Annotated in this window: 26 protein-coding genes; 10 read left to right on the top strand and 16 right to left on the bottom strand. The window is 60.4% G+C overall.

Translation table 11 applies throughout. The features are described 5' to 3' along the window. Window positions 1-9 precede the first annotated feature (9 nt). Window positions 10-1,041, top strand: coding sequence for an ABC transporter substrate-binding protein (locus ACA065_RS12605; RefSeq protein ID WP_497694796.1), 1,032 nt, complete (start codon window positions 10-12; stop codon window positions 1,039-1,041). Window positions 1,042-1,151: 110 nt separating this feature from the next. Here the strand turns inward: ACA065_RS12605 and nadE are convergent, their stop codons facing one another. Genes nadE through ACA065_RS12590 form a run of 3 tightly spaced genes read right to left on the bottom strand, consistent with a single transcriptional unit; the run spans window position 1,152 to window position 3,842 of the window. Further along, entirely contained in the window at window positions 1,152-1,964 is an 813-nt protein-coding gene (gene nadE / locus ACA065_RS12600; RefSeq protein WP_497694795.1) for an NAD(+) synthase, read from the bottom strand. Between the two features lies 1 nt (window position 1,965). After that, window positions 1,966-3,183 (bottom strand): nicotinate phosphoribosyltransferase, encoded by a 1,218-nt coding sequence (pncB, locus tag ACA065_RS12595; RefSeq protein ID WP_497694794.1) that lies wholly within the window; start codon window positions 3,181-3,183, stop codon window positions 1,966-1,968. An 11-nt stretch (window positions 3,184-3,194) separates the two neighbouring features. Continuing rightward, window positions 3,195-3,842: a nicotinamidase gene (locus tag ACA065_RS12590; RefSeq protein WP_497694793.1), complete on the bottom strand. Its 648-nt coding sequence runs from the start codon at window positions 3,840-3,842 to the stop codon at window positions 3,195-3,197. A 146-nt stretch (window positions 3,843-3,988) separates the two neighbouring features. Here ACA065_RS12590 and ACA065_RS12585 point away from each other — a divergent pair, with 146 nt between their 5' ends. Then, the gene (locus ACA065_RS12585; RefSeq protein ID WP_497694792.1) at window positions 3,989-4,681 is read left to right on the top strand and encodes an NUDIX hydrolase; all 693 of its coding nucleotides are present in this window, start codon (window positions 3,989-3,991) and stop codon (window positions 4,679-4,681) included. Window positions 4,682-4,817: 136 nt separating this feature from the next. On the opposite strand, the gene ACA065_RS12580 is transcribed toward ACA065_RS12585, so the two are convergent. After that, window positions 4,818-5,591 (bottom strand): L-iditol 2-dehydrogenase, encoded by a 774-nt coding sequence (locus tag ACA065_RS12580; protein WP_497694791.1) that lies wholly within the window; start codon window positions 5,589-5,591, stop codon window positions 4,818-4,820. 18 nt (window positions 5,592-5,609) lie between these two features. Next, complete coding sequence (locus tag ACA065_RS12575) at window positions 5,610-6,869, bottom strand: ABC transporter substrate-binding protein (RefSeq protein ID WP_497695337.1); 1,260 nt, start codon at window positions 6,867-6,869, stop codon at window positions 5,610-5,612. Window positions 6,870-7,130: 261 nt separating this feature from the next. Here ACA065_RS12575 and ACA065_RS12570 point away from each other — a divergent pair, with 261 nt between their 5' ends. The 3 genes from ACA065_RS12570 to ACA065_RS12560 all read left to right on the top strand — a co-directional run bounded on the left by ACA065_RS12570 (window position 7,131) and on the right by ACA065_RS12560 (window position 10,214). After that, window positions 7,131-8,069, top strand: coding sequence for an AraC family transcriptional regulator (locus ACA065_RS12570; protein WP_497694790.1), 939 nt, complete (start codon window positions 7,131-7,133; stop codon window positions 8,067-8,069). A 154-nt stretch (window positions 8,070-8,223) separates the two neighbouring features. Beyond that, window positions 8,224-9,171, top strand: a complete 948-nt coding sequence (locus tag ACA065_RS12565) for a nucleoside-specific channel-forming protein Tsx (protein WP_497694789.1) — start codon at window positions 8,224-8,226, stop codon at window positions 9,169-9,171. A 14-nt stretch (window positions 9,172-9,185) separates the two neighbouring features. After that, entirely contained in the window at window positions 9,186-10,214 is a 1,029-nt protein-coding gene (locus tag ACA065_RS12560; protein ID WP_497694788.1) for a purine-nucleoside phosphorylase, read from the top strand. A gap of 129 nt (window positions 10,215-10,343) precedes the next feature. Here ACA065_RS12560 and ACA065_RS12555 read toward each other — a convergent pair whose 3' ends face one another. From ACA065_RS12555 to ACA065_RS12540, 4 genes are all read right to left on the bottom strand, one after another. After that, complete coding sequence (locus tag ACA065_RS12555) at window positions 10,344-10,679, bottom strand: DUF6124 family protein (RefSeq protein ID WP_497694787.1); 336 nt, start codon at window positions 10,677-10,679, stop codon at window positions 10,344-10,346. A gap of 1,497 nt (window positions 10,680-12,176) precedes the next feature. Then, window positions 12,177-13,136: a quinone oxidoreductase family protein gene (locus tag ACA065_RS12550; RefSeq protein ID WP_497694786.1), complete on the bottom strand. Its 960-nt coding sequence runs from the start codon at window positions 13,134-13,136 to the stop codon at window positions 12,177-12,179. Window positions 13,137-13,166: 30 nt separating this feature from the next. Beyond that, complete coding sequence (locus tag ACA065_RS12545) at window positions 13,167-13,340, bottom strand: DUF1427 family protein (protein WP_145166095.1); 174 nt, start codon at window positions 13,338-13,340, stop codon at window positions 13,167-13,169. 89 nt (window positions 13,341-13,429) lie between these two features. Next, entirely contained in the window at window positions 13,430-14,194 is a 765-nt protein-coding gene (locus ACA065_RS12540) for an AraC family transcriptional regulator (RefSeq protein WP_497694785.1), read from the bottom strand. A gap of 119 nt (window positions 14,195-14,313) precedes the next feature. Here ACA065_RS12540 and ACA065_RS12535 point away from each other — a divergent pair, with 119 nt between their 5' ends. Further along, entirely contained in the window at window positions 14,314-14,586 is a 273-nt protein-coding gene (locus ACA065_RS12535) for a hypothetical protein (RefSeq protein WP_497694784.1), read from the top strand. 35 nt (window positions 14,587-14,621) lie between these two features. On the opposite strand, the gene ACA065_RS12530 is transcribed toward ACA065_RS12535, so the two are convergent. The 3 genes from ACA065_RS12530 to ACA065_RS12520 all read right to left on the bottom strand — a co-directional run bounded on the left by ACA065_RS12530 (window position 14,622) and on the right by ACA065_RS12520 (window position 15,828). Beyond that, a complete protein-coding gene (locus tag ACA065_RS12530) occupies window positions 14,622-14,792 on the bottom strand; it encodes a metallothionein (protein WP_497694783.1) in 171 nt (56 codons plus the stop codon). Between the two features lie 87 nt (window positions 14,793-14,879). Continuing rightward, window positions 14,880-15,335 carry a DMT family transporter gene (locus ACA065_RS12525; protein ID WP_094952966.1) on the bottom strand — a complete coding sequence of 152 codons (456 nt, stop codon included), beginning with the start codon at window positions 15,333-15,335 and terminating at the stop codon, window positions 14,880-14,882. A gap of 4 nt (window positions 15,336-15,339) precedes the next feature. Next, on the bottom strand, window positions 15,340-15,828 hold the full coding sequence (locus tag ACA065_RS12520; RefSeq protein ID WP_497694782.1) for a DMT family transporter: 489 nt from the start codon (window positions 15,826-15,828) through the stop codon (window positions 15,340-15,342). A gap of 117 nt (window positions 15,829-15,945) precedes the next feature. Here ACA065_RS12520 and ACA065_RS12515 point away from each other — a divergent pair, with 117 nt between their 5' ends. Both ACA065_RS12515 and ACA065_RS12510 read left to right on the top strand, forming a co-directional pair. Next, window positions 15,946-16,878 (top strand): LysR family transcriptional regulator, encoded by a 933-nt coding sequence (locus ACA065_RS12515; RefSeq protein WP_497694781.1) that lies wholly within the window; start codon window positions 15,946-15,948, stop codon window positions 16,876-16,878. A gap of 128 nt (window positions 16,879-17,006) precedes the next feature. Next, a complete protein-coding gene (locus tag ACA065_RS12510; protein ID WP_497694780.1) occupies window positions 17,007-17,261 on the top strand; it encodes a type II toxin-antitoxin system Phd/YefM family antitoxin in 255 nt (84 codons plus the stop codon). A gap of 14 nt (window positions 17,262-17,275) precedes the next feature. On the opposite strand, the gene ACA065_RS12505 is transcribed toward ACA065_RS12510, so the two are convergent. From ACA065_RS12505 to ACA065_RS12495, 3 genes are all read right to left on the bottom strand, one after another. Next, complete coding sequence (locus ACA065_RS12505; RefSeq protein WP_497694779.1) at window positions 17,276-18,595, bottom strand: Nramp family divalent metal transporter; 1,320 nt, start codon at window positions 18,593-18,595, stop codon at window positions 17,276-17,278. A 41-nt stretch (window positions 18,596-18,636) separates the two neighbouring features. Then, window positions 18,637-20,190, bottom strand: a complete 1,554-nt coding sequence (locus tag ACA065_RS12500) for a DUF726 domain-containing protein (RefSeq protein ID WP_497694778.1) — start codon at window positions 20,188-20,190, stop codon at window positions 18,637-18,639. An 87-nt stretch (window positions 20,191-20,277) separates the two neighbouring features. Next, on the bottom strand, window positions 20,278-21,060 hold the full coding sequence (locus ACA065_RS12495) for an AraC family transcriptional regulator (protein WP_497694777.1): 783 nt from the start codon (window positions 21,058-21,060) through the stop codon (window positions 20,278-20,280). A gap of 99 nt (window positions 21,061-21,159) precedes the next feature. Between ACA065_RS12495 and ACA065_RS12490 the strand changes: the two genes are divergently transcribed. Continuing rightward, complete coding sequence (locus ACA065_RS12490) at window positions 21,160-22,032, top strand: EamA family transporter (RefSeq protein ID WP_497694776.1); 873 nt, start codon at window positions 21,160-21,162, stop codon at window positions 22,030-22,032. Window positions 22,033-22,113: 81 nt separating this feature from the next. Continuing rightward, a complete protein-coding gene (locus tag ACA065_RS12485; protein WP_497694775.1) occupies window positions 22,114-22,515 on the top strand; it encodes a RidA family protein in 402 nt (133 codons plus the stop codon). Here the strand turns inward: ACA065_RS12485 and ACA065_RS12480 are convergent. After that, window positions 22,505-23,401 carry a LysR family transcriptional regulator gene (locus ACA065_RS12480; RefSeq protein ID WP_497694774.1) on the bottom strand — a complete coding sequence of 299 codons (897 nt, stop codon included), beginning with the start codon at window positions 23,399-23,401 and terminating at the stop codon, window positions 22,505-22,507. The two genes, ACA065_RS12485 and ACA065_RS12480, sit on opposite strands and share 11 nt — an antisense overlap. Between the last annotated feature and the right edge of the window lie 86 nt (window positions 23,402-23,487).

Below are 23,487 nucleotides of genomic sequence, written 5' to 3'. Positions count from 1 at the left end.
AAAAACCCCATGCCCACACGTATCGCGCTGTCCAGCTTGACCCTCGCGTTGCTCGCGACCACCGCCCATGCCGCGCCCACGCTGTACCTGGGCATGAACGGCGGCACCATGGAACGGGTGTACGCCGACAAGGTGCTGCCCGCGTTCGAAAAGGCCAATAACGTCAAGGTGGTGATCGTGCCCGGCACCTCGTCGGACATTCTCGCCAAGGTCCAGGCCAACAAAGACAACCCGCAAATGCACGTGATGTTCCTCGACGACGGCATCATGTACCGCGCCATCTCCATGGGCCTGTGCGACAAACTCGCGCCGAGCGCGCCCCTGGAGCAGATTCCGGCCAAAGCCAAGATCAAGGATGAAGCGGTGGCCGTGACCCTGGGCGTCACGGGCCTGGGTTACAACGCCAAGATGTTCAAGGAAAAAGGCTGGGCCGCGCCCACCTCGTGGATGGACTTGGCCGATCCCCGCTTCAAAGACAAGGTGGTGTTCCAGTCCCTGGCCTCCTCCACCTTCGGCCTGCACGGCTTTTTGATGTTCAACCGCATCCAGGGCGGCTCTGAAACAGACGTGGAGCCGGGCTTCAAGGCCTGGCCAAAAACCATTGGCCCCAACGTGCTGGAATACATCGCCAGTTCCGCGAAGATCTCCGAGATGGTGCAAACCGACGAAGCCGCGATCTTCCCCCTGACGCCGACCCAGGTCACCACGCAAAAACTGCTCGGCATTCCGATGGAATATGCGCAACCCAAGGAAGGCGCCGTGGTGCTCAACGTGGCCGAATGCGTGATTGCGCGTAACGACCAGCCGGAACTGGCGCAGAAACTCGCAGCGTTTTTGCTGACCGCGCAAGCCCAGGCGCCGGCATTGGAAGAAGGCGACCAGATTCCGTCCAACCCAACCACGCCGACCACCGATAAAACCCGCGCGCGGGTAGAGGCCATGCAGGGTTACCTGCAGACGGCGATTTCGATTGATTGGGACCAGGTGAACCAGGCGCGGCCGGAGTGGAACGCGCGGTGGAGTCGCTCGATCGAGCGCTGATGATCGTTCCCACGCTCCGCGTGGGAATGCATCCCGTGACGCTCCGCGTCACTCTTGTGATGGTACGCGGAGCGTCCCAGGCGGCGTTCCCACGCTCTGCGTGGAAACGATCACGGGGCAATCGGCAGTGCTCGCTTATGCGCTGTCTTGCTGTAGGCGCCTTCAACAATGGCTCGCACCCGCTCACTCACTGGCTCGCCCATCAGGTACGCGTCGATCTCTGCATAAGAGCAGCCATAGGCATGCTCATCCAACTTACCCGGCGCCAATTCTTCGAGGTCGGCGGTCGGGTGTTTGTGCACCAGGTTCGCGGGGCCGCCGAGCGAAGCAGCCAATAGCCGCACCTGGGTTTTGGTCAGGCCCGACAGCGGTGCCAGGTCGCAGGCGCCGTCGCCGAACTTGGTGAAAAAGCCCATCAACGCTTCGGCGCCATGGTCGGTGCCGACCACCAAACCGCTATGCAGGTTGGCCACGGCGTACTGGGCGATCATCCGCGTGCGCGCCTTGACGTTACCCTTGATGAAATCGACATGGGCGGCGCTGGCTTCGGTTGCGGTGAGGCTGGCCATCAGGCCGTCGACGCTGGCGGCGATGTTCAGGGTGTCGATGTGATCCGGGCTGATGAAATCCAGGGAGGCCTGGGCATCACGTTCATCAGCCTGGGTTTTATACGGCAGGCGCATGGCGATAAAGCGCGCTGCGTAGTCTTCGGCACGCAGTTGCTCCACGGCCAACTGGCACAGACGGCCGGCCGTCAGGGAATCGACGCCGCCACTGATGCCCAGCACCAAGGCCTTGCAGCCAGAGCCGCGCAACGTGCGCTTGATGAAATCGATGCGCTGCTGAATCTCCTGCGGCTCGCCGCCCATGACCAGCTCGCGGTTGATCTTCAGTTCCTGCGCGATACGTTCTTGGGTTTGCATGTCACACCTCCACATTGCCGACATTGAACACCTTCGCGGCGTACTGCAAAAACGAAGCGTCTTCGCAGACGTTCTTGATCGGGTCATCGGAAAACTTCACCACCGGCTCGCCGTGCACCCGCACCAGCTTCATCACGATGCTCAATGGCTCGACACCTTCCACATCGCACGCCAGGCTGGTGCCCATACCGAAACCGAACTTGGCCTTGCCGCGCACGTGCCGCAGGATCGGCAGGCATTTTTCGAAGTTCAGGCCGTCGGAGAACATCAGGTCCTTGGTCATCGGGTCGATGCCCAGTTCTTTATAGCGAGCCAGGACTTTGTCGGCCCAGACGATAGGATCACCGGAGTCCTGGCGCAGACCGTCGTAGAGCTTGGCGAAGTACAGGTCAAAGTCCTTGAGGAAAAAATCGGTGCTGATGCAGTCGGTCAAGGCGATGCCGAGGCGGCCACGGTATTCACGCACCCAGTTTTCCAGCGCGGCGTTCTGGCTCTCGCGCAGACGCCCCAGTTGCTGGTGCACCATCAGCCACTGGTGGGCCATGGTGCCGATCAGCGGCAGGTCGAATTCGTAAGCCAGGTGCGCGTTGCTGGTGCCGATGAACTGGCCGGGGAAGTCGCGACGCATGATATCGATGACTTCGCGCTGAGCCTTGAACGACAGGCGCCGGCGCGTGGAGAAATCAGAAACGCGCAGGTCGGCCAGTTCGTCGCGGCTGAGGTTTTTTTCCAGCCAGTCGAACTTCTGGTAGAGCTTGCGGGTGACGTCTTCGAGGGTCACGTCAGGGTATTTGTCGCGGTTGCGCAACTCGCTGAACAAGGCCAACACCGGCTGTTCGAACATGATGCAGTGCAGCATCGGGCCGACCACGCGGATGTTCAGCTGGCCATCAACTTCGCTGACGTGGATATAGCGCAGGTTGAAGCGGAACAGGCCAAGGAAGCGCTCGTAATCCGGGGTCAGGTATTCGCGAAAGCGTGGGTTGAACAGAAAGCGCAATTCACCTTCGCGCATCTGCAGGCCGGCGAGTTTTTCCAGCTCGTCGCGCAGTTGCGGGATCAGGTGGCCGAGCTTTTCCTTGGCGCGGACAATGAAGTTGTATTCCACGTCAACGTTCGGGTGCTGGTGCAGCACGGCCTGCATCATGGTGAAGGTGTAGTAGTCGGTGTCGAGCAAGCCTTGAATCACCGGGGACTCGTAGTCGTAGGCACTTTCCATGCTGTTTCTCCTTAACGCGTGGCCATCGCGGCCAGTTCTTCGCGGGTGCTGCTGATGACAGCACCGGCCTTGAGCAACTCATTCACCGCCTGTACGCCGCCCTCCTCGCTGATGCCTCGGCAGGCCGGCAGGTGCAGCACCACTTCCAGGCCGGCCTTGAGCAGTTGCAAGGCGGTGGTCTTGACGCAGTAATCCAGGGCCAGGCCACCGACAATCACGCGGCGCACGCCATGGGCGTTCAGGTACTCGATGACGCCCGTGGACAGTTTGTCGTGCAGGTCGTGGTAGCAGGCGCCGTAAGGGTGCAGGTCGGGTTCGACGCCTTTCCAGATGAAGTAGTCGTAGTCATACGGTGTGGGCAATTCGTCCAGCAGCGTAAACCCCTCGGTGCCCGGCACGCAGTGGCTCACCCAGGTGACATCGGCGTGGGCAAGGCCGGTGGGTTGCAGCATCTCGCTGTGCTGCGTAACCACCCACGGAGCATGCGGGGTGTGCGCGTCTTTGCTGCCGACGCGATGGCCGGCCAAACTGGCCATGTAGTTGAGTTCGGCACCGATCTGGTCGCCACCGATCACCGGCAATTCGTTGGGGCACAGGGGCGTGAAGCTCTTCTGGGCGTCGACATCGAATGAAGCAATGGCAGTTTTCGAAAGGGTCATGGTGATTCTCCGGTGGCCTGGAAACAAAAGTACACGTCATGTACTTTCACTGCAAGAAACATTTGGTTATCTATGCTGGAGCACGTACATGACATATTTATTCGATCCGTTAGACTGTGCCCCACCGCTGTTCAGAAGGATGTCACATGCCACTTAGCGCCTACCTCCACACCGTCGACCTGTGCGTGCTGTTCTATTGCCGCGCCTCCGGGGATTTGAAGCTGCTGCTGAACAAGCGCGAAGCCGAGCCCTTTGCCGGGCATTGGGCCTTGCCGGGCGTGGTGGTCAATGGCGGCGTGCAAGATCTGAGCCTCAAGGATGCGGTGGAGCGTTTGCGAGCCAGCGACAAGGTGGGCTTTGAGCTGGCCTGGAGTGAGCAAGTAGGCACGGTGGGTGATGCGTTTCGCGACCCACGTTGCTGGTCGTCGTCCACCTACTACTTGGCGATCGTGGCCGATGCGGTGACGCTGGGTGAGCATCAAGGCTGGTTTGCGCTGAATGCGGTGGCCGATGGCGGTATCAAGTTGCCGTTCGATCACAACCTGATCGTGGCCGCCGTGCAGGAGCGGCTGTTGTCCAAGTCGCTGTACAGCAATGTGCCGCTGATGTTTTTGGGCGATGAGTTCAGCGCGCCGGAAGCGACCACGATCTTTTCCTTGGTGCTGGCTCGGCCGGTGTTGAAGACCAGTATTCGTCAGCGTTTGTTGAAGCTGACTGAGGCAGGGTATTTGCGCGAGACAGGGCGCAAGAAGCAAGGCGATGGCGGCCGGCCCCAGGCGACGGTGGAAAACCTCAAGCCGGGGGAGGTGTATTTTTTTGATCGCAGTTTTGCTGACTGACTCGATATCACCAACAATGAAGATCAAATGTGGGAGCGGGCTTGCTCGCGAAAGCAGTGTGTCAGTCAGCGGATGTGTTAGCTGACCCACCGCATTCGCGAGCAAGCCCGCTCCCACATTTTTGATTTGTGTAAGGCTAGTTCATCCAGTTGCCGCCATCGACGTTGTAGGTTTGGGCGACTACATAGTCGGCGTCTTTCGACGCTAGAAAGACAGCCATCCCGGTCAAATCCTCCGCCGTGCCCATGCGCCCAAACGGCACCTCAGCCCCGACCCGCTTCTTCTTCTCCCCCGGCGGTAACCCCTCATGCTTGGCAAACAGCGCATCCACCCCGTCCCAATGCTCGCCGTCCACCACGCCGGGGGCGATGGCGTTGACGTTGATGCCCTGCTTGATCAGGTTCAACCCCGCCGATTGCGTGAGGCTGATCACCGCTGCCTTGGTCGCGCAATAGATCGCCACCAACGGCTCGCCCCGCCGCCCGGCCTGGCTGGCCATGTTGATGATCTTGCCGCCGTGGCCCTGGCTGATCATCTGCCGGGCGGCGGCTTGCAGGGTAAACAACGTGCCGGCGACATTGATCGAAAACAGCCGTTCATAGCTGTCGCGGGTGATGTCGACAATCGGCGCCAGGTCGAACAGCGCGGCGTTGTTAATCAGAATGTCGAGCTTGCCGGCATGGCCCACCACAGCGGCAATCGCGGCGTCGATGGAGGCTTGGTCGGTGACGTCCATCTCGACGGCATACGCCTGTGGGCCCAGCTCAGCCGCCGTGGCCTGGGCGCGTTGCAGGTTGATGTCGGCGATGGCAACCGTTGCGCCTTCGGCAATGTAGGCCTGGGCAAAGGCGCGGCCGATGCCGCGCGCCGATCCGGTGATCAGCGCGCTCTTACCTTCGAGTCGTTTCATGGGGCTGTCCTGTAGAAATTACTTCGGGTAGCCGGCGCGTTTCATCTCGCGCTCGGTGGTGGACTGAGCTTCGAGCAGCGCCTGATCAACCGTCATGCCGCCCGTGAGCGCCGCCGAGAACAGCTTGCCGACGGAAGTGCCGATGGCCTGGAACTCCGGAATGGTCACGTACTGAATGCCCACGTACGGCACCGGCTTGGCCGAGGGATGCGCGGGGTCAGCGTGCTTCATCATCTCCAGCGTCACCTGGGCAAACGGCGCGGCGTTCAAGTAAGCCTCGTTATAGGTGGACTGGCGGGTGCCGGGCGGTACGTTGGTAATGCCTTCTTTATCGGCGACCAGTTGGATGTAATCCTTGGACGTTGCCCACGTGATGAACGCCTTGGCGGCGTCTTTGTGCTTGGAGGTCGCCGGAATCGCCAGGGACCAGGCATAGAGCCAGGAAGAGCCTTTGTCGGTGACTTCGGTGGGGGCCGCAGCAAAACCCACGTCGTCGGCGACCTTGCTTTGGCTCTTGTCGGTGGTGAAGGAGCCGGCAACGCTGGCATCCACCCAGATCGCGCATTTGCCGCTGTTGAACAGCGCCAGGGTTTCGTTGAAGCCGTTGCTGGAGACGCCGGGCGGGCCGTAGTTCTTCAGGGTATTGACGTAATAGTTGGCGGCCGCCGTCCACTCAGGGCTGGTCAATTCAGGCTTCCACTGCTCATCGAACCAGCGCGCGCCGAAGGCGTTGGCCATGGTGCTCAGCAACGCGATGTTCTCACCCCAACCGGCCTTGCCGCGCAGGCACATGCCGTATTGGCCTTTGTCTTTGGCGGTGAGTTTGGCGGCGAATTCACCGAGCTGGGTCCAGGTCGGGTGCGCGGGCATGCTCAAGCCGGCCTGTTTGAACAGGTCGGTGCGGTAGTAGGTCACGGTGCTTTCGCCGTAAAACGGCAAGGCGTACAGGGTGTTGTTGACCGACAGGCCCTGGCGCACCGCCGGGAAAATGTCCTCGGCGTCGTAGTCAGCAGGCAATTGAGTCAGTGGTTCCAGCCAGTGCTTGGCGCCCCATAACGGCGTCTCGTAGGTGCCGATGGTGAGCACGTCGAACTGGCCGCCCTGGGTGGCGATATCGGTAGTGAGGCGCTGGCGCAGCACGTTTTCTTCAAGTACCACCCAATTGAGCTTGATGTCCGGGTGCTGCGCCTCGAACACCTTGGACAGGCGCTGCATGCGGATCATGTCGCTGTTGTTGACTGTGGCGATGGTGACGGTGTCGGCGGCGTAGCTGGGCATGGCCAAGGCCAGGCCAGACAGCAGAAACAGGGCTTGCGGGAGCTTTAACATGGCGGTTTCCACCTGTTGTTTTTGTTGTTGAGTGCCGATTACAGCAGCTTGGCCAAGCCCTCACAAACGACTGGCGCATGCTCGGCTGATACTTTTTTAACCTGATCTTTGGGATCAAAAAAGTATCAGTGCCAGGCGAAACCGGGGGTAGCGCACCTGTTGCCAACGGGCGTATTTTGCAGTGATTCCATAAATAAAAGAGGCATCACCATGCCCATCAGCCGCGCCCAGCTGTTCGAGCACCGCCCCGCCGAACTCGAAGTCATCCTGCCCGAGCCAGACCACTGCTTCCGCTGGTTCGAACATGACTACCCTTACGACCTGGCGCGCTGGAACCACCACCCCGAGTTCGAAATACACCTGATCCGCCAAGGCAGTGGCAAGTTGGTGGCGGGCGACTATATCGGCGCATTCAGCGCCGGGCATGTCGCGCTGATCGGCCCGGATTTGCCCCACGACTGGATCGGCGAGCTGGCTCCCGGCGAATACCTGACCGGGCGCGACGTGGTGCTGCAATTCGACGGCGCCGCCCTCCTCGCCCTGCGCAAAACTTTGCCGGAACTCGGCGACCTGCAACCACTGTTCGAGCACGCCCGACGCGGCCTGCAATTTCGCGGCGACACCGCCGTACAGGCCGCGCGCTTGATGGAAGACATCGGCAACGCCCACGGCCTGCAACGGCTGATCCTGTTCCTGCAACTGCTCGACACCCTCAAAAACGCCCCGGCGCCGCATGTGCAGGCACTGGCCAGCGCCTGCTACGCCCCAACCTTGGACGCGCGCAGCGCCGAGCGCATCAACAAAGCCTTTGATTACCTGATGCGCGAGCTGACGGGCGACCTGCGCCTGTCGGTCATCGCGCAACAGCTGGAGATGAGTGAACCGGGCTTCTCACGCTTCTTCAAGCGCAACACCGGCCACGGGTTTATCGACCTGATGCGCAAGTTCCGCGTACAGCGCGCCTGCCGGCTGCTGCTGCAAAGCGATATGTCGGTGGCGGATATCTGCTTTGAAGTGGGCTACGCCAACCTGTCCAACTTCAACCGACATTTTCGAATCGAGATGAACCAAACGCCCAGCGAGTATCGGCGCGAAACGGCGATGCATTTGTTTAACCGCATCGAGAAATTGACACCCAGTCATTTCTGATCAAAAGGTCGATTAATTCCTGTTTTTTCCATTTCATTCAAGCCATTGAGCAAAGTTGGTACAGCCTGTGCAAACGTTTGCGGAACGAACTTGGTAGGCAAGTTCTCCATTACCCGAGGAATCGGGTCAAACCGCGTACGAATAGGGATTTTCCATGCACCCCACCTCAAGGCGTCCTGCTTCCTTTGGTGTTTCCCTGCTACTGGCCGCCGTTACGGGAGTACTCAGTGCACCCATTTTGGCGCAGGAAAAACCTGCCGATGACTCAGCACAGGGCGAAACCTTGGCCCCCGAAGCCAGCCCGACGAAAAAAGGCGCGTACCTGTCGCAATGGTTCAACCAGGACCTGACGCTGATCGGCAGCAAAGACATCAGCTTCGGCCCTAAACCGCAGGATGACGTTTACCTGGAATACGAATACTTCGGCCGTAAAGGCCCGTTCGAGTTGTACGGCTATATCGACGTGCCGAAGATTCTAGGCATCGGTAACAGTAATGACAAAGGCGCATGGGACCATGGCTCACCGGTCTTTATGGAACACGAACCGCGTATCTCCATCGACTATTTGGCCGGTCGCAGCCTGGCCATCGGGCCGTTCAAGGAATGGTATGTGGCGTTTGACTGGATCTACGACCACGGCAGCAACAAGGCCAACCGCGCCAACACCTTGTACAGCGGCCTGGGCACCGACATCGACACGCACTCGCGGGTTAACCTGTCGGCCAACTTCTATGGGCGCTACCAGTGGGAAAACTATGGCGCGAGCAATGAATACCAGTGGGACGGCTATCGCGCACAAATGAAGTACATCGTGCCCCTCGGCAAGTTCGATAACGGCGCTTCGCTGACCTACATCGGCTTTACCAACTACGATTTCGGCTCGGACCTGCACAAGGACAACCCGGCGCGCACCGCCAATTCCGTGGTGGCCACCAACGTGCTGCTGTACTCGTTCACCCACCTGCGTTTTACCCTGGTCGGCCGTTACTTTCATAACGGCGGCAACTGGGAAGATGGCAGCGAGCTGAATTTCGGCGAAGGCAACTTCCGCGCCCGCTCGGATGGCTGGGGCTACTACGCCGGCGTCGGCTACCAATTCTGATCAAGGAGTATTAGATGAAAGTGTTTACTCGTCTCTCGCTGGCCATTGGCCTGGCGTTTTTGCCCCATGTAGTGCTGGCGGATACGCCGGCGCCGATCAAGCCTAAAGTGATGCTGATCACCATGTTCGCCCCCGAGGCGCAAACCTGGATCGACCGCCTGGAACTCAAGCAGGAAGTGCGCGTGCCCGGCCTCTCCGCCGAATACCCGGTGATCCGCTGCAACACCCAGGACGTGTGCCTGCTGGTCACCGGCATGGGCCAGACCAACGCCGCCGCGTCCACCCTGGCCCTCGCCTTGTCGCCCAAGTTTGATTTGCGCCAGAGCTACTTTTTGATCGCCGGGATCGCCGGCATCAGCCCAAAACACGGCACCATCGGCACCGCCGCCTGGGCGCATTACCTGGTGGAATTCGGCACCCAGTGGGAACTCGATTCGCGCGATGCGCCTAAAGACTGGCCGACCGGTTACATCGGCATCAACACCAAAGGCCCCAACGAAAAACCGCCGTTGGACTACAAGACCGAAGTATTTGAGCTCAACCCCAAGCTGCAAGCCAAGGCCTTTGCCCTGTCGCACAAGGTTGAGCTGAGCGAAAGCAAGGAGTCCAGCGCCTGGCGCAAACACTACCCTGCCGCCCCGGCCAACCAGCCGCCGCAGGTCACCCGCTGCGACACCCTGGCGGGCAACACCTGGTTCTCCGGCACGCGCCTGAGCGAGCGCGCCGAGGTCTGGACCAAGCTGCTCACCGACAACAAAGGCGAGTACTGCACCACCCAGCAGGAAGACAACTCCACCTATGAAGCCCTGCTGCGCGCCAGCCGCGAAGGTTTGGTGGATATCCAGCGCCTGGCGGTGGTGCGTGCAGGCTCGGATTTCGACCGGCCGTACCCTGGCTACAGCGAGGTGGACAACCTGCTGAAATACGCCGACCAAGGCGGGTTTGTGCCGGCGCTGGAGAACCTGTATCGCACGGGTAACCCGCTGGTACAGGCAATCCTCAAAAACTGGTCCGCCTGGGAAAAAGGCGTCCCAGAAGCCTAGTAAAGATCAAACGGTGGGAGCGGGCTTGCTCGCGAATGCGGTGTTCCAGTCAACCTTTCTGTGACTGACCCACCGCTTTCGCGAGCAAGCCCGCTCCCACATTTTTGACTGTGTTAAGGCTCGCGATCGTTAATTCGTCGGATGGGCCACGTTCAGGGCCTTATCCACCAATAGCTGCACCCCTTCCAGCATTCGGCAGATGCCCAACGCAACATTACGTTGCGACCCTTCGATTTCAAACGCCATATGGTTGGCAATCTCGCTGATGGACGCCAAGTCCTGGGAAGCATTGACCAGCAAGGTTTCCGTGCCCAGATCGGCGCGCACGGTGAAGAGCCCATCGGTGGGTTCGGGGATGGGTTTTCCGGGGTTGAGGTAGTGGTTGATCGCGCGGTAGGCCACTTCGTGCAGGGTGCTGGTATCGAAGTCTTGTTGGCTTGGGGGATTTGGGCTGTCTTTGATCATGGTGGAACTCCTGGTAGTGGAGCTGCCATCACTCGCGGTCAAACGAAGTGGGGTGGCAGCTGAACGCGGGTTGACCGACCGGAACCAGGGATCCGGCATACCCGAAGGTATCCCGCGCACAGCTGCCGCGACACGATACATCAAGCGTAGAAAAAACGCCTGATATAGGTCTTGGGTGCTGTAGCGCACTGGTTTAGTCGGACGGTCAAATCCGATCGCTGAATGGTCAGCGACGGCAGTGAGGTTAGTCAGCGCCCTTCCGAGCGACAACCTGAAACCTTTGTGGGAAACGTCCGAGTCAAACCAGTTCCCAAAGCCTGATGAAGATCAAAATGTGGGAGCGGGCTTGCCCGCGATGGCGGCCTATCAGTTAAAAATTGTTGGCTGACCTACCGCTATCGCAGCATAGGTATCTACACATCTTTTTTACGAATTTAGTGCTGTGGTGGTTGCGGGGGGGCGCTGGGTACATATCCGTTGTTTGGGTGATGGCGGATATTGGTTCCGCTCTTACAGCGGGTCACTTTTGGAAAAGAGCCCCAAAAGTAACCAAAAGGGCTCTTGCCCCACCACTCGGCACCTCGCTCACGCTTCGGTGTGCCCTCACTCCGGCTTTGGAGCGGGGGCCGCCGCGATGGGCCATCCATGGCCCAGCGCGGCTAAACCGGCGTCCTGCCGGTTTACCCCCGCTCCAAAGCCTGCGTTCGGCCAGCGTGGTTTAACGGGGCGCCTAAGATCAAAATCAAGATCAAGATCAAGATCAAGATCAAAAGCAAGAGCACGGCGGCCTGGCAGCCGACCTGTTTACTGAAGCTGTTCTCGGTCTAATTGTGGGAGCGGGCTTGCTCGCGAATGCGGTGTGTCAGTCAGCTTATTTGTAACTGACACACCCCATTCGCGAGCAAGCCCGCTCCCACATTTTGGAGCTCAGTACATCAGGTAGATGTGTGTACTCGGTCAAAGGTGGGAGCTGGCTTGCCTGCGATGGCCTCAACTGGTTATGCCTGATGTACCGAGTTGCCTGCATCGCAGGCAAGCCAGCTCCCACAGAAAAGCAGCTCTGCTTCTGATCTGTTTTTGCTGTGCTGTTGCCCTGCTTTTGCTTCAACCACTCAGGTCGGCTACTAGGCCGCCGTGCTGTAGATTTTGATCTGTTTTTGATTTTGATCTGACAGGCCCCGTTAACCACGATGGCCGCAAGTAGGCACGGTGGAGCGGGTAAACCGGCAGGGATGCCGGTTTAGCCGCGCTGGGCCATGGATGGCCCATCGCGGCGACCCGCGGAAACGGGCCGGAGTGCGGGCATGCCGAGCCTAAGCGAGGCACCGAGTGGTGGGGCAAAGACCTTTTGGTTACTTTTGGGGCGTTTGCCAAAAGTGACTCGCTGTAAGAGCGAAACCATAGGTGGCCGTTACCGCAGCAACGGATATGTACTCAATCTACCCAAACCGAGGTAATGCCATCGCAGGCAAGCCAGCACACACATTGGCGAGTGAGTTAAGGCAGGAAGATGATCTTGTCCGCACTGCCCTTGTTCACTTCTTCGTAACACTGCACCCCATCCGCCAACGCCACTTCGCGCAGCCCCGTCGGCAGCGGCAACGACCCTTCATCAAAAAAGCGCCCAAACTGCTCCAGCATCACCGCGCACTGCTCGCAGTTGTAGAGCAGTGAGTTGATCCCCACCACCGAACCGCCTTTGCGATACAGGGCCAGGGCCGGCAGTTGCACATGCCCATCCACCGGCGCGGCGATGATTGCGATGCGGCCGAACGGGGCCAAACCGGCGACAGCCGCCGGCAACCAGAAACCGGTGGTGTCAAAGATCACATCCGCGCCGCCCTTGAACACGGCATTGACCTGCGCACCCAATTCTTCGGGCTTGCCCAGCGTGATCGCGTCAAACCCTTGAGCCTGCAGCACCTCAACCTGATCAGCCTTGCGCACCGCCGCCAGCACCTGCGCACCGCGGATCTTCGCCAACGCCAACGCCGCGCTGCCCACGGCGCCATTCGCACCGATTACCAGCAACCGTGTGCCTTTAGCGACACCGCTACGTTCCAGCGCATCCCACGCGGTGGTGTACGGCACGCCAAGGCTGGCGGCCTGGGCGAAACTCAAATGAGTGGGCTTATGCGCCACACCCTTGGCCGACACGGTGAGGTATTGGGCATGGGAACCGTCGGCGAAAAAACCGAGGTCGCGCCCCGTGCCCCACACCTCTTGACCGACCAGTTCCTGCGGCCCCTCTACCACGATGCCAGCGAAGTCCCGGCCAGGAATACGCGGCAATGTGGTGTAGGGAAAACGGCCAAGCACGTTTTTAACATCGCTGGGGTTCAGGCCGGCCGCTTTGATCTGGACCAGTACTTCACCGGCAGCCGGCACCGGCTTGGCGACGTCAATGAAACTCAGGGCGGCGAGGTCGCCGGTGGCAGAAAATTGCAGTGCTTTCATGACCAATATCCATCGAAAGGGAAAAGGGAATCAGGACAACCAACCGCTGACCCACTCGCGCCCCATGGGCCAGAGCTTCTCGCCGAGCAACATGCCCATCAGACCCACCAGCGCGATGGCGGGCGGCGCGGGCGAGCGGAAGTCCAAGGCACCGTAGATCACGCCGACAAACAGGCCGATGGCGAGGGAAATCAGGTAGTTCATGGGGGCGGCGCCTTGTAGGTTGATGCGCTCAGTGTAGTGAGCCCATTCCTGAAGCATCGGCCAAGTGCTTCAGGATTTCGGCCAAACCCTCAGCCCGTGTATTGCGACGGCGCCACACCCAGTTCACGGCGGAACATGTCGCTGAAGCTGCTCGGCGAATAGCCCAAAGACCGCGCAATACCACTCACCGACTGGCCCTGGATCAGCTCCGCCACCGCCGTGGCCAGTTGCACTTGGCGGCGCCATTGCGCAAAGCCCATGCCCAGGTTGCTCTGAAACAGCCGCGCCAGGGTGCGCACGCTGGCACCCGCCGCCTCGGCGTGTTGCTCGAAAGGGGTCGCTAGCGAGGGCGACGCCATCACGGCCTGGCAGGCGTTGATCAAGCGGCGGTCCGCGTCCACCGGCATGGCGATGCGGATCTGCGAACGGCGCGCCCGCTGCAATTCCAACAGGGCCAGGCCGACCACGGCGTCGTAGTAAGCCGTATCGCCGTTATCGCCCTGATCGACCAGCGTCACGATCAGCTCGCGCAACAGCCCGCCCACTTCAATTACCTGTACCTGGCTGTCCAGCGTCGCCGCCAAGGCCGGGCGCAGGTAGATATTGCGCATCTGCAAGTCGGAAACCACGCGAATGCCGTGCTCCACGCCCGGCGGCAGCCACACTGCACGTTGCGGCGGCACTACCAAGGCTTCCCGAGGGGTTTCGACCCACATCACGCCGCTCATGGCATACAGCAGCTGCCCCCAGTCGTGGCTATGCGGTTCTACATACAACCCACGCGGGTAGGTGCGCGCCAGGGGTTGCACGGGCACGGCGTGATCACTGAGGTCGGGAGGCGCAGCCAGGGCCATGAGCGATACATCATCAAGGGTGAACGGCCATGGTAATGATGGCCGCCCGACAATCCGAGTGAATTTTTACCGCCCATTAAGATCATTTGCTTACACCATGAGGGTTGGGAGCACTCACAATGGACTTTTCAGAACCGGTCAATGGCAAGGCGCGCATTGACTACACCCAGGACACACTCTTTGGGCCGATGGCCAAACATGTTGAGTGCCACGTGAGCGTACAACGCACGCCTGAGCGCACCGTATTGCGGGTATTCCAGCCGCTGCCGGACGATCTGCACGCCGCGCAAACCGTGGTGTTTGCCCTGGAGGGGCGACGCACCAGCGCAGTGGTCAAAGGTCGCCAGCGTATGGCGGACCACAGCGTCAGGTTTGAACTCAAACCCCAATAAAAAGAGGCCGGAAAACCGGCCTCCCGCTCACACGCTTAACCGTGAGCCGACTTATCGCACTCACAGCCCGTTGGCGCCGCACACGGCTCACCATGGGCATGGTGCTCGGCACAGCCCTGGCAGCAGTAGCCTTTGCCTTCCTTCATTACCGCGTCGGCGCCCAGTACACATTTGCAGTGTGGGCAAGCACAGGTTGTATCTGGCATGGTCAGACTCCTTTTCATGGTCGTCCAGGTGCTGCGAACGCAACACCTTAAACAATGACTCCCGGCAAGGCGCCAAGGTTCAGCCCATTAATCGGCCTGACGGGTATTGCTGCGATACATGAACACCAGCGCCAAGGCCAGACAGAGCATCGCCACGATGCGGCTGCCCGACAGCTCGATGGCCGGGTTACCGAGCCAGCCGAAGTTGTCGATCAGCATGCCCATGCCCAGTTGCCCGACAATCACCGCCACGGTCGCCACCGCCGTACCGACGATGGGCACCGCGCCGACCATGACCATCATGTACACCACGCCGAACAACGCGCCGGTCAATTGCCACTTCGGCACGTCCAGCAGGCTGACGGCCTGGGCCGGTTCAAAGAAGAAAATCAGCAGCGCAGTAGTGATCGCACCCACCGCAAAGGTCAACAAGCTGCTGCGCAGCACGCCCACCGCCTGGCCCAAGCGGCCGTTGATGGCAGCCTGCACACTCAGCACCGCACCTGCAGCGATCACCAGTACCAATAACAGAATCAGATTCATCGCCTTACCCTCGTGCAATCAAAACCAGTGCCGCCACAATCAACGCCAACGCTGTCCAGCGCTCACCGTTGACGCGCTTGCGCGCGGTGCCGAACCAGCCGAAATGGTCGATCAGCACGCTCTTGCCCACCTGGCCCGACAGAATCGCGATCATGGTCATGGCGATACCGATATGCGGCGTGGCCAAGGTCAGCACCACTACGTACATCGGCCCCAGGAACCCGCCGATCAACTGCCAGCGCGGCAAGTCAGTCAGCGCCGGGCCCTTTTGCGGGCCGCTGAACAGCAACAGCAGAAACAGGATCGCCGTGCCCACGCCAAAGATGCTCAAGGTCGCCCACAGGTGCCCCACCTGCACGCCCAGCGGCCCGAGCAAACCGGCCTCCACCGACAGGCCCATGCCCGCCAGAATCACTAGGGGCAACAACAACAGCCGTAGAAGGTTTTTTTTCGGCGTGGCCTGGGCCACACCCTCAATCGAACGTGCCTGCATACATCACCTGCGCTTCAAGAAGTGAACATGGCGCGCATTATCCGGTGGTCGTGCTGTGCGATAAATGGGAGCATGCGGATAACACCTTTGCGCATTACGCACAGCTTGGAGGCCATGATGCAGGGCTTGAATGAATTGAGTTTCAAGGCGTTACGCCTGTTTGTCGCGGTGCTCGATCACGGCAGCTTTTCTGAAGTGGCGCGCCGTGAAAGCCTGGCGCCCTCCTCCATTTCGCGGCAGATCCAGCTGATGGAGCAGGCGCTCGGCCAACAGTTGCTGTACCGTCACACCCGCGCCGTCAGCCCCACTGAGGCCGGGCGCCTGCTCGGGCATCATGCGCGGTTGATGCTGGAACAACTGGAGACAGCGGGTCAGGCGTTGCAGGAACAGGAAAGCGAACCCAGCGGCCTGGTACGCATCAATGCGCCGATGGTGTTCGGCCAGCGTCACCTGTCACCCTGGCTGGGCGAGTTGTGCCGCCGCTACCCGAAACTGCAACTGGATATCCAGCAAACCGACACCTACGTCGACCCGCTGCAAGATGGCACCGACCTGCTGTTTCGTATCGGCGTGCTCAACGACTCCGGCATGCAGGCACGCATCTTCGCGCCCCAGCGCTTTCGCATCGCCGCCAGCCCCGCCTATCTGGCCCGGCATGGCACACCGCGTCACCCCGATGAGCTGGCTAACCACCAGTGCCTGGCCTACAAAGGCATCACCGGCCAGCAACGCTGGTTCTTCCGCCGCGACCAGGGCGACTGGACGCCCTACAGCGTCAAAGGCCCGATCACCGGCAACCACGCCGACACCCTCACCCACGCGGCCGAGCAAGGCTTGGGGCTGGTGGTGTTTCCGTCCTGGTTGATTGGCGAAGGCTTGCGTGCGGGCACCTTGCAGGCGGTGCTCACCGAGTACGACGTGGCAACCACGCTGGAGCCACAGCAGATTGCGGCGTTGTGGCCAGGCAGCCGGCGGCTGTCGCTGAAGGTGCGCACGGTGATTGATTATTTCGTCGAGTGTTTTGGCGCGGTGCCGTATTGGGATCGGTGAGCTGGCTCGGGGTTACGCGGTAAAAATTCCTCGTCGAAAAAGTAGGCCCATTCTGATTTTACGGGCCACCATTCCCGGGCACAGTACGCTGCGCCAGACTCTGGTTACTTCCGCACAGGAGAGACGCCATGAAGGCACCGCGCACCGCAATCACCGTTTCGTCAGACCAAGCCAACGCTGATCGTTCAGAGCGGGTTCATCAGGCCAGTACCGGCCAAACCATCATTATTACCAAGAATGGATGTGCACTGGCCCGGCGTGTGCCGGCCGCGCAATCCCACGGGAAGCGACTCGGCTCAATGAGAGGAAAATGGGTTATTGCGGACGACTTTGATGCGCCACTACCTGACGACTTGCTGAACGCATTTGAGGCAGGCCTATGAACAGTCAACTCTGATCAAAACAACCACTGCCCAATCAACCACGCGTTCGCCCCACTGATCACCGCAAACAGAAACCACGCCAATAGCCGTGTAGGCAAGCGGTTAACAAACGGCCCCATCAGTTGCTTGTCATCGGTCATGCGGATCAGCGGGTACAGCGCAAACGGCAACTGCAGGCTGAGCACCACCTGGCTGAGAATCAGCAACTTGCCGATAGCATCGTCGCCCATCAGCCACACCCCGAGGAACGCCGGGATCAGTGCCAGGCCACGGGTGATCAGGCGGCGCTGCCAGCAGGGAATACGCAGGTTGAGGTAACCCTCCATGATCACTTGCCCCGCGATAGTGCCGGTGAAGGTCGAACTCTGCCCGGAGGCCAGCAACGCCACACCAAACAGGATACTCGCGAACGCCCCGCCCACCAGTGGGTCAAGCAGGTGGTAGGCGTCCTGGATCTCGACCACGTCGGTGTGGCCGGTCTTGTAGAACGCGGCAGCGGCCAGTACCAGGATCGCAGCGTTGACCAGCAAGGCCAGGGCCAGGGAGCCGATGGTGTCGATACGCGCCAGTTTGACCGCGTCCTGTTTGCTGGCGAGGTCTTTGCCGATCAGCCGGGTTTGCACAATGGAGGTGTGCAGGTAGAGGTTGTGCGGCATGACGGTAGCGCCGAGGATGCCGATGGCCAGGTACAACGGCGCAGCATCGCTGATGGCCGACAGTGACGGGGTGAAACCGCTCAATACGTCTGGCCAGTAGGGTTTAATCAGCACCAGTTCGATAAAGAAGCACACGCCGATGGTTGCGACCAGCGCCAGCATTATCGCTTCGAGGCGACGGAAACCGCGGTTTTGCAGGGCCAGTATCAACAGCGTGTCGAACGCGGTAATGACGATGCCGGTGGTCAGCGACACACCGAGCAGCAGGTGAAACGCCAGGGCGCAGCCGAGCACTTCAGCAAGGTCGGTGGCAATAATCGAGATTTCCGCCAACACCCACTGCGTGCGCGCAGAGCGTTTGCTGTAGCGCTCACGGCACAGTTGCGCCAAGTCTTTGCCGGTGGCGATGCCCAGCCGTGAGCACAGGCACTGCACCGCCATGCCTGCCAGGCTGGCCAGCAGCACCACGAACAAAAGGTTGTAGCCGTAGCGAGAACCGGCCTCGATGGCTGTCGCCCAGTTGCCGGGGTCCATGTAGCCGATGGAGATCAGCAGGCCGGGGCCGGCGAACATCAGTGCCCGTTTGAAAAACGAAGCCTTGGGGTCAACGAGCACGGAGCCGGCTACTTCCGGCGGGCAGAACGGGGCGGTAGCGATTTTCGGCAGGCTGAATTTCACGCGGTATCCCAGGCAAACACACAAGTCAGAGCCGCAGCTTATCAGTCCGACGCGACCGTGCGCATCACCGTCTCCCGAGGCAGGTCAAACGCGTCCACGACCTGCACCACCAGGTCCAGCTCCTGGTTCAGCGCCTCGCGCTCCATGCGCTGGCGAATCATGCCGACCATCAACACCGATAACGTGGTAATCGAGTAAGCCGGGCCAGAAAACGCCCGCACACCCGTGACCAGCAACATCGCCGCCGCCAATGCCTGGCCCACCACCGGAATCGCCGTGGCGGCGCCGCGCCGCACGATAAACCCGGTCAACCCCGCTAACGCCGTGCCACTCAAGGCGGTGGTGGCTGAGCGGCCAATGTCGATGCGGTTGAACAAGCCCTGCTCTTTTTGCGCGGCAGCCTTGAGTTCGGCGTCGAAGGCCTGGCGGTCGGCGCGGCTGAGTTTGTCTTTGTATTGCTCGATCAGTTTCTCGGCGACCTGGGCTTCGATGTCCGCCAGTAAAACGGTTTCCAGCGGTTCATCGAACTTGATCCCCAGCCGCTGCGCCACATCTTCGGCGATCTGGCGATAACTCACGCCATGGCCACGGGCAATGTTCATGAAGCTGTCACCGCCCATGCGCTGCAGTTCGATGGCCAGTTTCAACGGTTCGCGCACAGTGGCATCGATAGACGCGCTGCGCTTTTGCGCCATCAACTCGGCCAGAAACTTCAGCTCGTCCGGCCGTGCCTGCACCAACGCGGGGAACAGCTCCACGTCCTCTTCGGCAAAGCGCACTTCAGTGCTGCGCTGATCGGCGCGGATCATGCCGCGCCGTTCCTGCAACAGGTCGGTGTATTGCACCACCGTTTTCAACTGCGGCCAATAAGCCGCATGGTCGAAGGTAGTCAGGTGCACATTGGTGACCTTGGCCTTGAGTGCCGGCGTGACCTCAATCGCGTAGCGACCAATACAACGCTCGGTGTCGGGTTTCATGGCCAGCGCCCAGTCCTTGCTGGAATGGCAGTTGATCACCCGCCCGTTGAGCGGCGCCGACACTTGATCCCACGGGCTGGACGTACAGATCGCCCCGCCCATCAGCAACAAGTTGTTCAAGGGCAGCTCGCGCGCCACCTCGGGGCTGGCCAGTACACTCTTGACCACGATGCGCACGCCGAGGGAATGGCCGATCAGGTTGATGCGCCGCACCGTCAGCGACTCGGCGTGCAGGTAGCTGGCCAGCTCCGGCAACAAGGTCTTGGCCACTTCATCGACACGCGCCTCGACACTTTTGTAATGGTCGAGGAAATAGGCAATCGCCTTGCCCACGCCCACCGTCGCCGCACCCAGGCCGCCACCGCCGAGCATCGAGGTCATCACATCCTTGAACGGCGCAAACAGGTTTTCCAGAAAGTGCCCGGCCGGCCAGAACAGCATCAGGTTGGTCGAGCCTTCGATGCTCGCCAATTGTTGCTTGAAATTGCCCAGTTGCTGGCGGTTGAAGAACGCCGAGTAACCGTGAACGTAGAGATTGAGCACATCCCCCTGAGGCTCGCCGCACAGTACAAACGTGGGCTTGCGGGTGCGGTGCATTTCATCCCACTGGTGTTGCATGGGCCGGTGACTCCTGGTGACGATGGACGGCGATAGTAACAAAGCGTGGCGTTGGGGAAGGTGAATCCTGACCGACGTGTGCCATTTTCAGAACAGTGACGCCGCCCTGGATTTGGCCAGGTAGCGCGCCGGGGAATCCCCCAGGTTGCGCCGAAACACCGAGGTAAAGGCGCTGGAACTGCTGAAACCCAGCGCGAACGCCACCTCGGTGATCGACGCACCGTGGCTGAGCCGCGCGGTCGCTTCCAGCAAGCAGACCTGCTGGCGCCAGGCCACGAATGTCATGCCGGTGCTGTCGTGGAAATGACGCGTGAAGGTACGTCGACTCATGTTCGACCACTCAGCCATTTCATCGAGGGAGACGGCTTGCGTAGGTGCGTCCAGAAACCGCTGGCAAGCACGCGCCAGACGCGGCTCGCCGGGTAACGGCGCACTGAGGGGCAATGCCGGCAGCGTGCCAATTTCATCGATCAGCAGCGTCAAGACGCAGTGCTGCCGCACACTGGCCACTGCCGTGGGTTCGATGGCCAGCGCCGCTTCCAGCAAGTGCCTGAGCAAGGGCGACACCTCGAATACCTGGCAACCAGCCCCCAGCCCTGCCCGCTCGGCCGCTTGAGCATCGAGGTAGGTATTGAGCATGACCACATCGCCGCGCATGTGCATTTCATGGGGCACACCACCCGGCACCCAGATCGCACGCTGCGGGGGCACTACCCAATTGCCCAGGTCGGTAAACATTTTCAGTGCGCCGGTGGCGGCGTAGGCAAATTGGCCGCGCGGGTGGGTATGCCGCGCGAACACAGTGCCAGAGGGGTATTCGCGCAAAGTGACCAGCGCTTCGGGGTCGTTGTTATCAAAGGTCGGCATCATGGCCCGATATTGTCAAAATACGACCTGGCATGGCAAGCGGGCCATTACTTTACGCCCTAGTATTCACGCCTTTGAAGACGCTGGCTCAAAGGAACGTCCATGCAGAAGAAACATCTGGCGCTTGCCCTATTGGTCACGTTGGTCTGGGGGCTGAATTTTCCCATCACCAAACTGGGCCTGCGCTCAATCGACCCGTTTGCGCTCACCGGCATTCGCTTTGCCCTCGCCGCCTTGCCACTGGTGTTCTTCATCAGGCGCCCCGCCGTCAAATTCCGCTACGTGGCCGCTTACGGCGTGATCTTCGGGCTGGGCATGTGGGGCGTGATCAACTATGGCATTCATATCGGCGTCAGCCCGGGGATCGCCTCGCTGATCATTCAACTCAGCGTGTTTTTCACGCTTGGCTGGGGCTACCTGCTGTTCAAGGAAAAGATCCGTGCTGCGCAGTGGGTTGGCGCTGTTCTCGCGTTGATCGGCCTGGCAGGGATCATCGCCAACCAGACAGGCGAGCACGCGGTACTTGGGGTTTTGTTCATTGTGTTCAGTGCCCTGGCATGGAGTGTCGGCAACGTGATCATCAAGGCATCAGGGGTGAAGGAAATCTTCTCGTTCATGGTGTGGGCCAGCCTGTTTCCGCCGATCCCACTGTTCCTCATGGCGTGGTGGCTGCACGGCAACGCCACCTTTGCACGCTTGCCCGACAGCCTCGACCTGACCGTCGTGTTGTCGATCCTGTTTCAGGTTTACCTGGCCACACACTTTGCCTACTGGGGTTGGAATTCGCTGCTCAAGGCATACCCCGTATCGAGCGTGGCGCCACTGTCGCTGCTGATTCCGGTATTCGCCATTGCCAGTTCGATGCTGATGTTGGACGAGCACGTGTCCATACCCAACCTGATCGCGATGGCTGTGATTATTCTCGGCTTGGCAATCGGGCTTTATCGCAAGCGAATTGTGCAGATTGATGGATAGTCATGGCATAAACCCGGGGTTTTGTTCGCGCATTCGCTCCACTAGCCTTCGCCGGGTCTTGTACTGAACCGAGGAAGCACCATGAGCAAGCCCGAATTTTTCGTCACCCCAGGCTACGGCGATTACATGCGCGAACACCTGCACTATTCCCAGGCGGTGAAAATCGGTAATCGCGTGGAGACCTCAGGCCAGGGCGGCTGGGACGATGAGTTCCAGATCCCCAGCGACCTTGGCGAAGAAATCGCCCAGGCCTTCCATAACCTGGAGCGCACCTTGGCCACCGCAGGCGCGGGTTGGGAGCATGTGATTCACGTCAACTCCTACCATGTCGGCGGCTTCCCTGCGGCGGTCAACGAGGCGATGGTCAAGCAGTACCGCCGGTACATGCCCGACCATGCGCCTGTCTGGACACAAGTCGGCGTCGAGGCCCTGGGCTTGCCGACCATGCGCGTAGAGATCCGCGTGACGGCGATTATTCCCTGACACCGAAGGTACGTATCACCCACTCGGTAAACACCTTGAGCCGGGCGCTTTGATGGCGGTTCGGTGGGTAGAGGATATGCAACGGCGTGGCCGGGCGTGACCAGTCTGGCAACACGTTGATCAGTTGGCCGCTGTCGAGGTAGTACTGCACGATGGATTTAAAGTGCTGCCCGACACCCAGCCCGGCGATCAGCATTTCCTTGAGCCCGTTGCCTTCATTGGTGGAAAAGGCGCAGTCGTTGACTTCGACACGCTGCCCGTTTTTTTCAAAAATCAGCGGCTCCGGCTTGCCCGAGCCGGTAAAGAAATAGCCGGCTTTGAGGTGGTTGTTCTGCAGGTCTTCGGGCGACTTCGGCAAGCCCCTGCGCTGCACATAACTGGGCGCTGCGCAGGTCAGGTATTCAAGGTCGGCCACCTTGCGCCCGATCATCGCCATGTCGTCCAACTTGCCGGCACGAATCACACAATCGACGCCCTCCCCGACGATATTCACCGCACGGTCGCTGATGCCCAAGGCGATGGTGATATCGGGATACTCACGATGGAAATCCACCAGCGCCGGAATCAACAGGCAGTTGGCAAATGACGCCGGCGCATCGACCCGCAGGTGCCCGCCCGGCTTGAGGATTTGCCCGCGCGCGGCGCTGTCCACCTCATCCAGCTCAGCCACCAGGCGCCGGGCATGGCCATAGTATTCCAGCCCTTCAAGCGTCGGCGCCAAGGCGCGAGTGGTGCGATGCATCAGCTTGATGCCCAGGTGTTGCTCAAGGTCGGTGATCAGTTTGCTGACCGTGGAGCGCGGCAGCGCCAACTGGTCGGACGCACGGCTGAATGAACCGGTGTCGACAACACGGACAAAGGCGCGCATGGCGAGGAGTTGGTTCACGGGCGTGGCCTATTGAGCGGGGGAAGAGGTGTATTGTCCATGAACCTAAATAATGCGGATAGAACAACGACAACCCTCATTCAGCT

The organism is Pseudomonas sp. LBUM1640, assembly GCF_059716225.1.
This window is presented reverse-complemented; position numbering and strand designations above follow the sequence as displayed.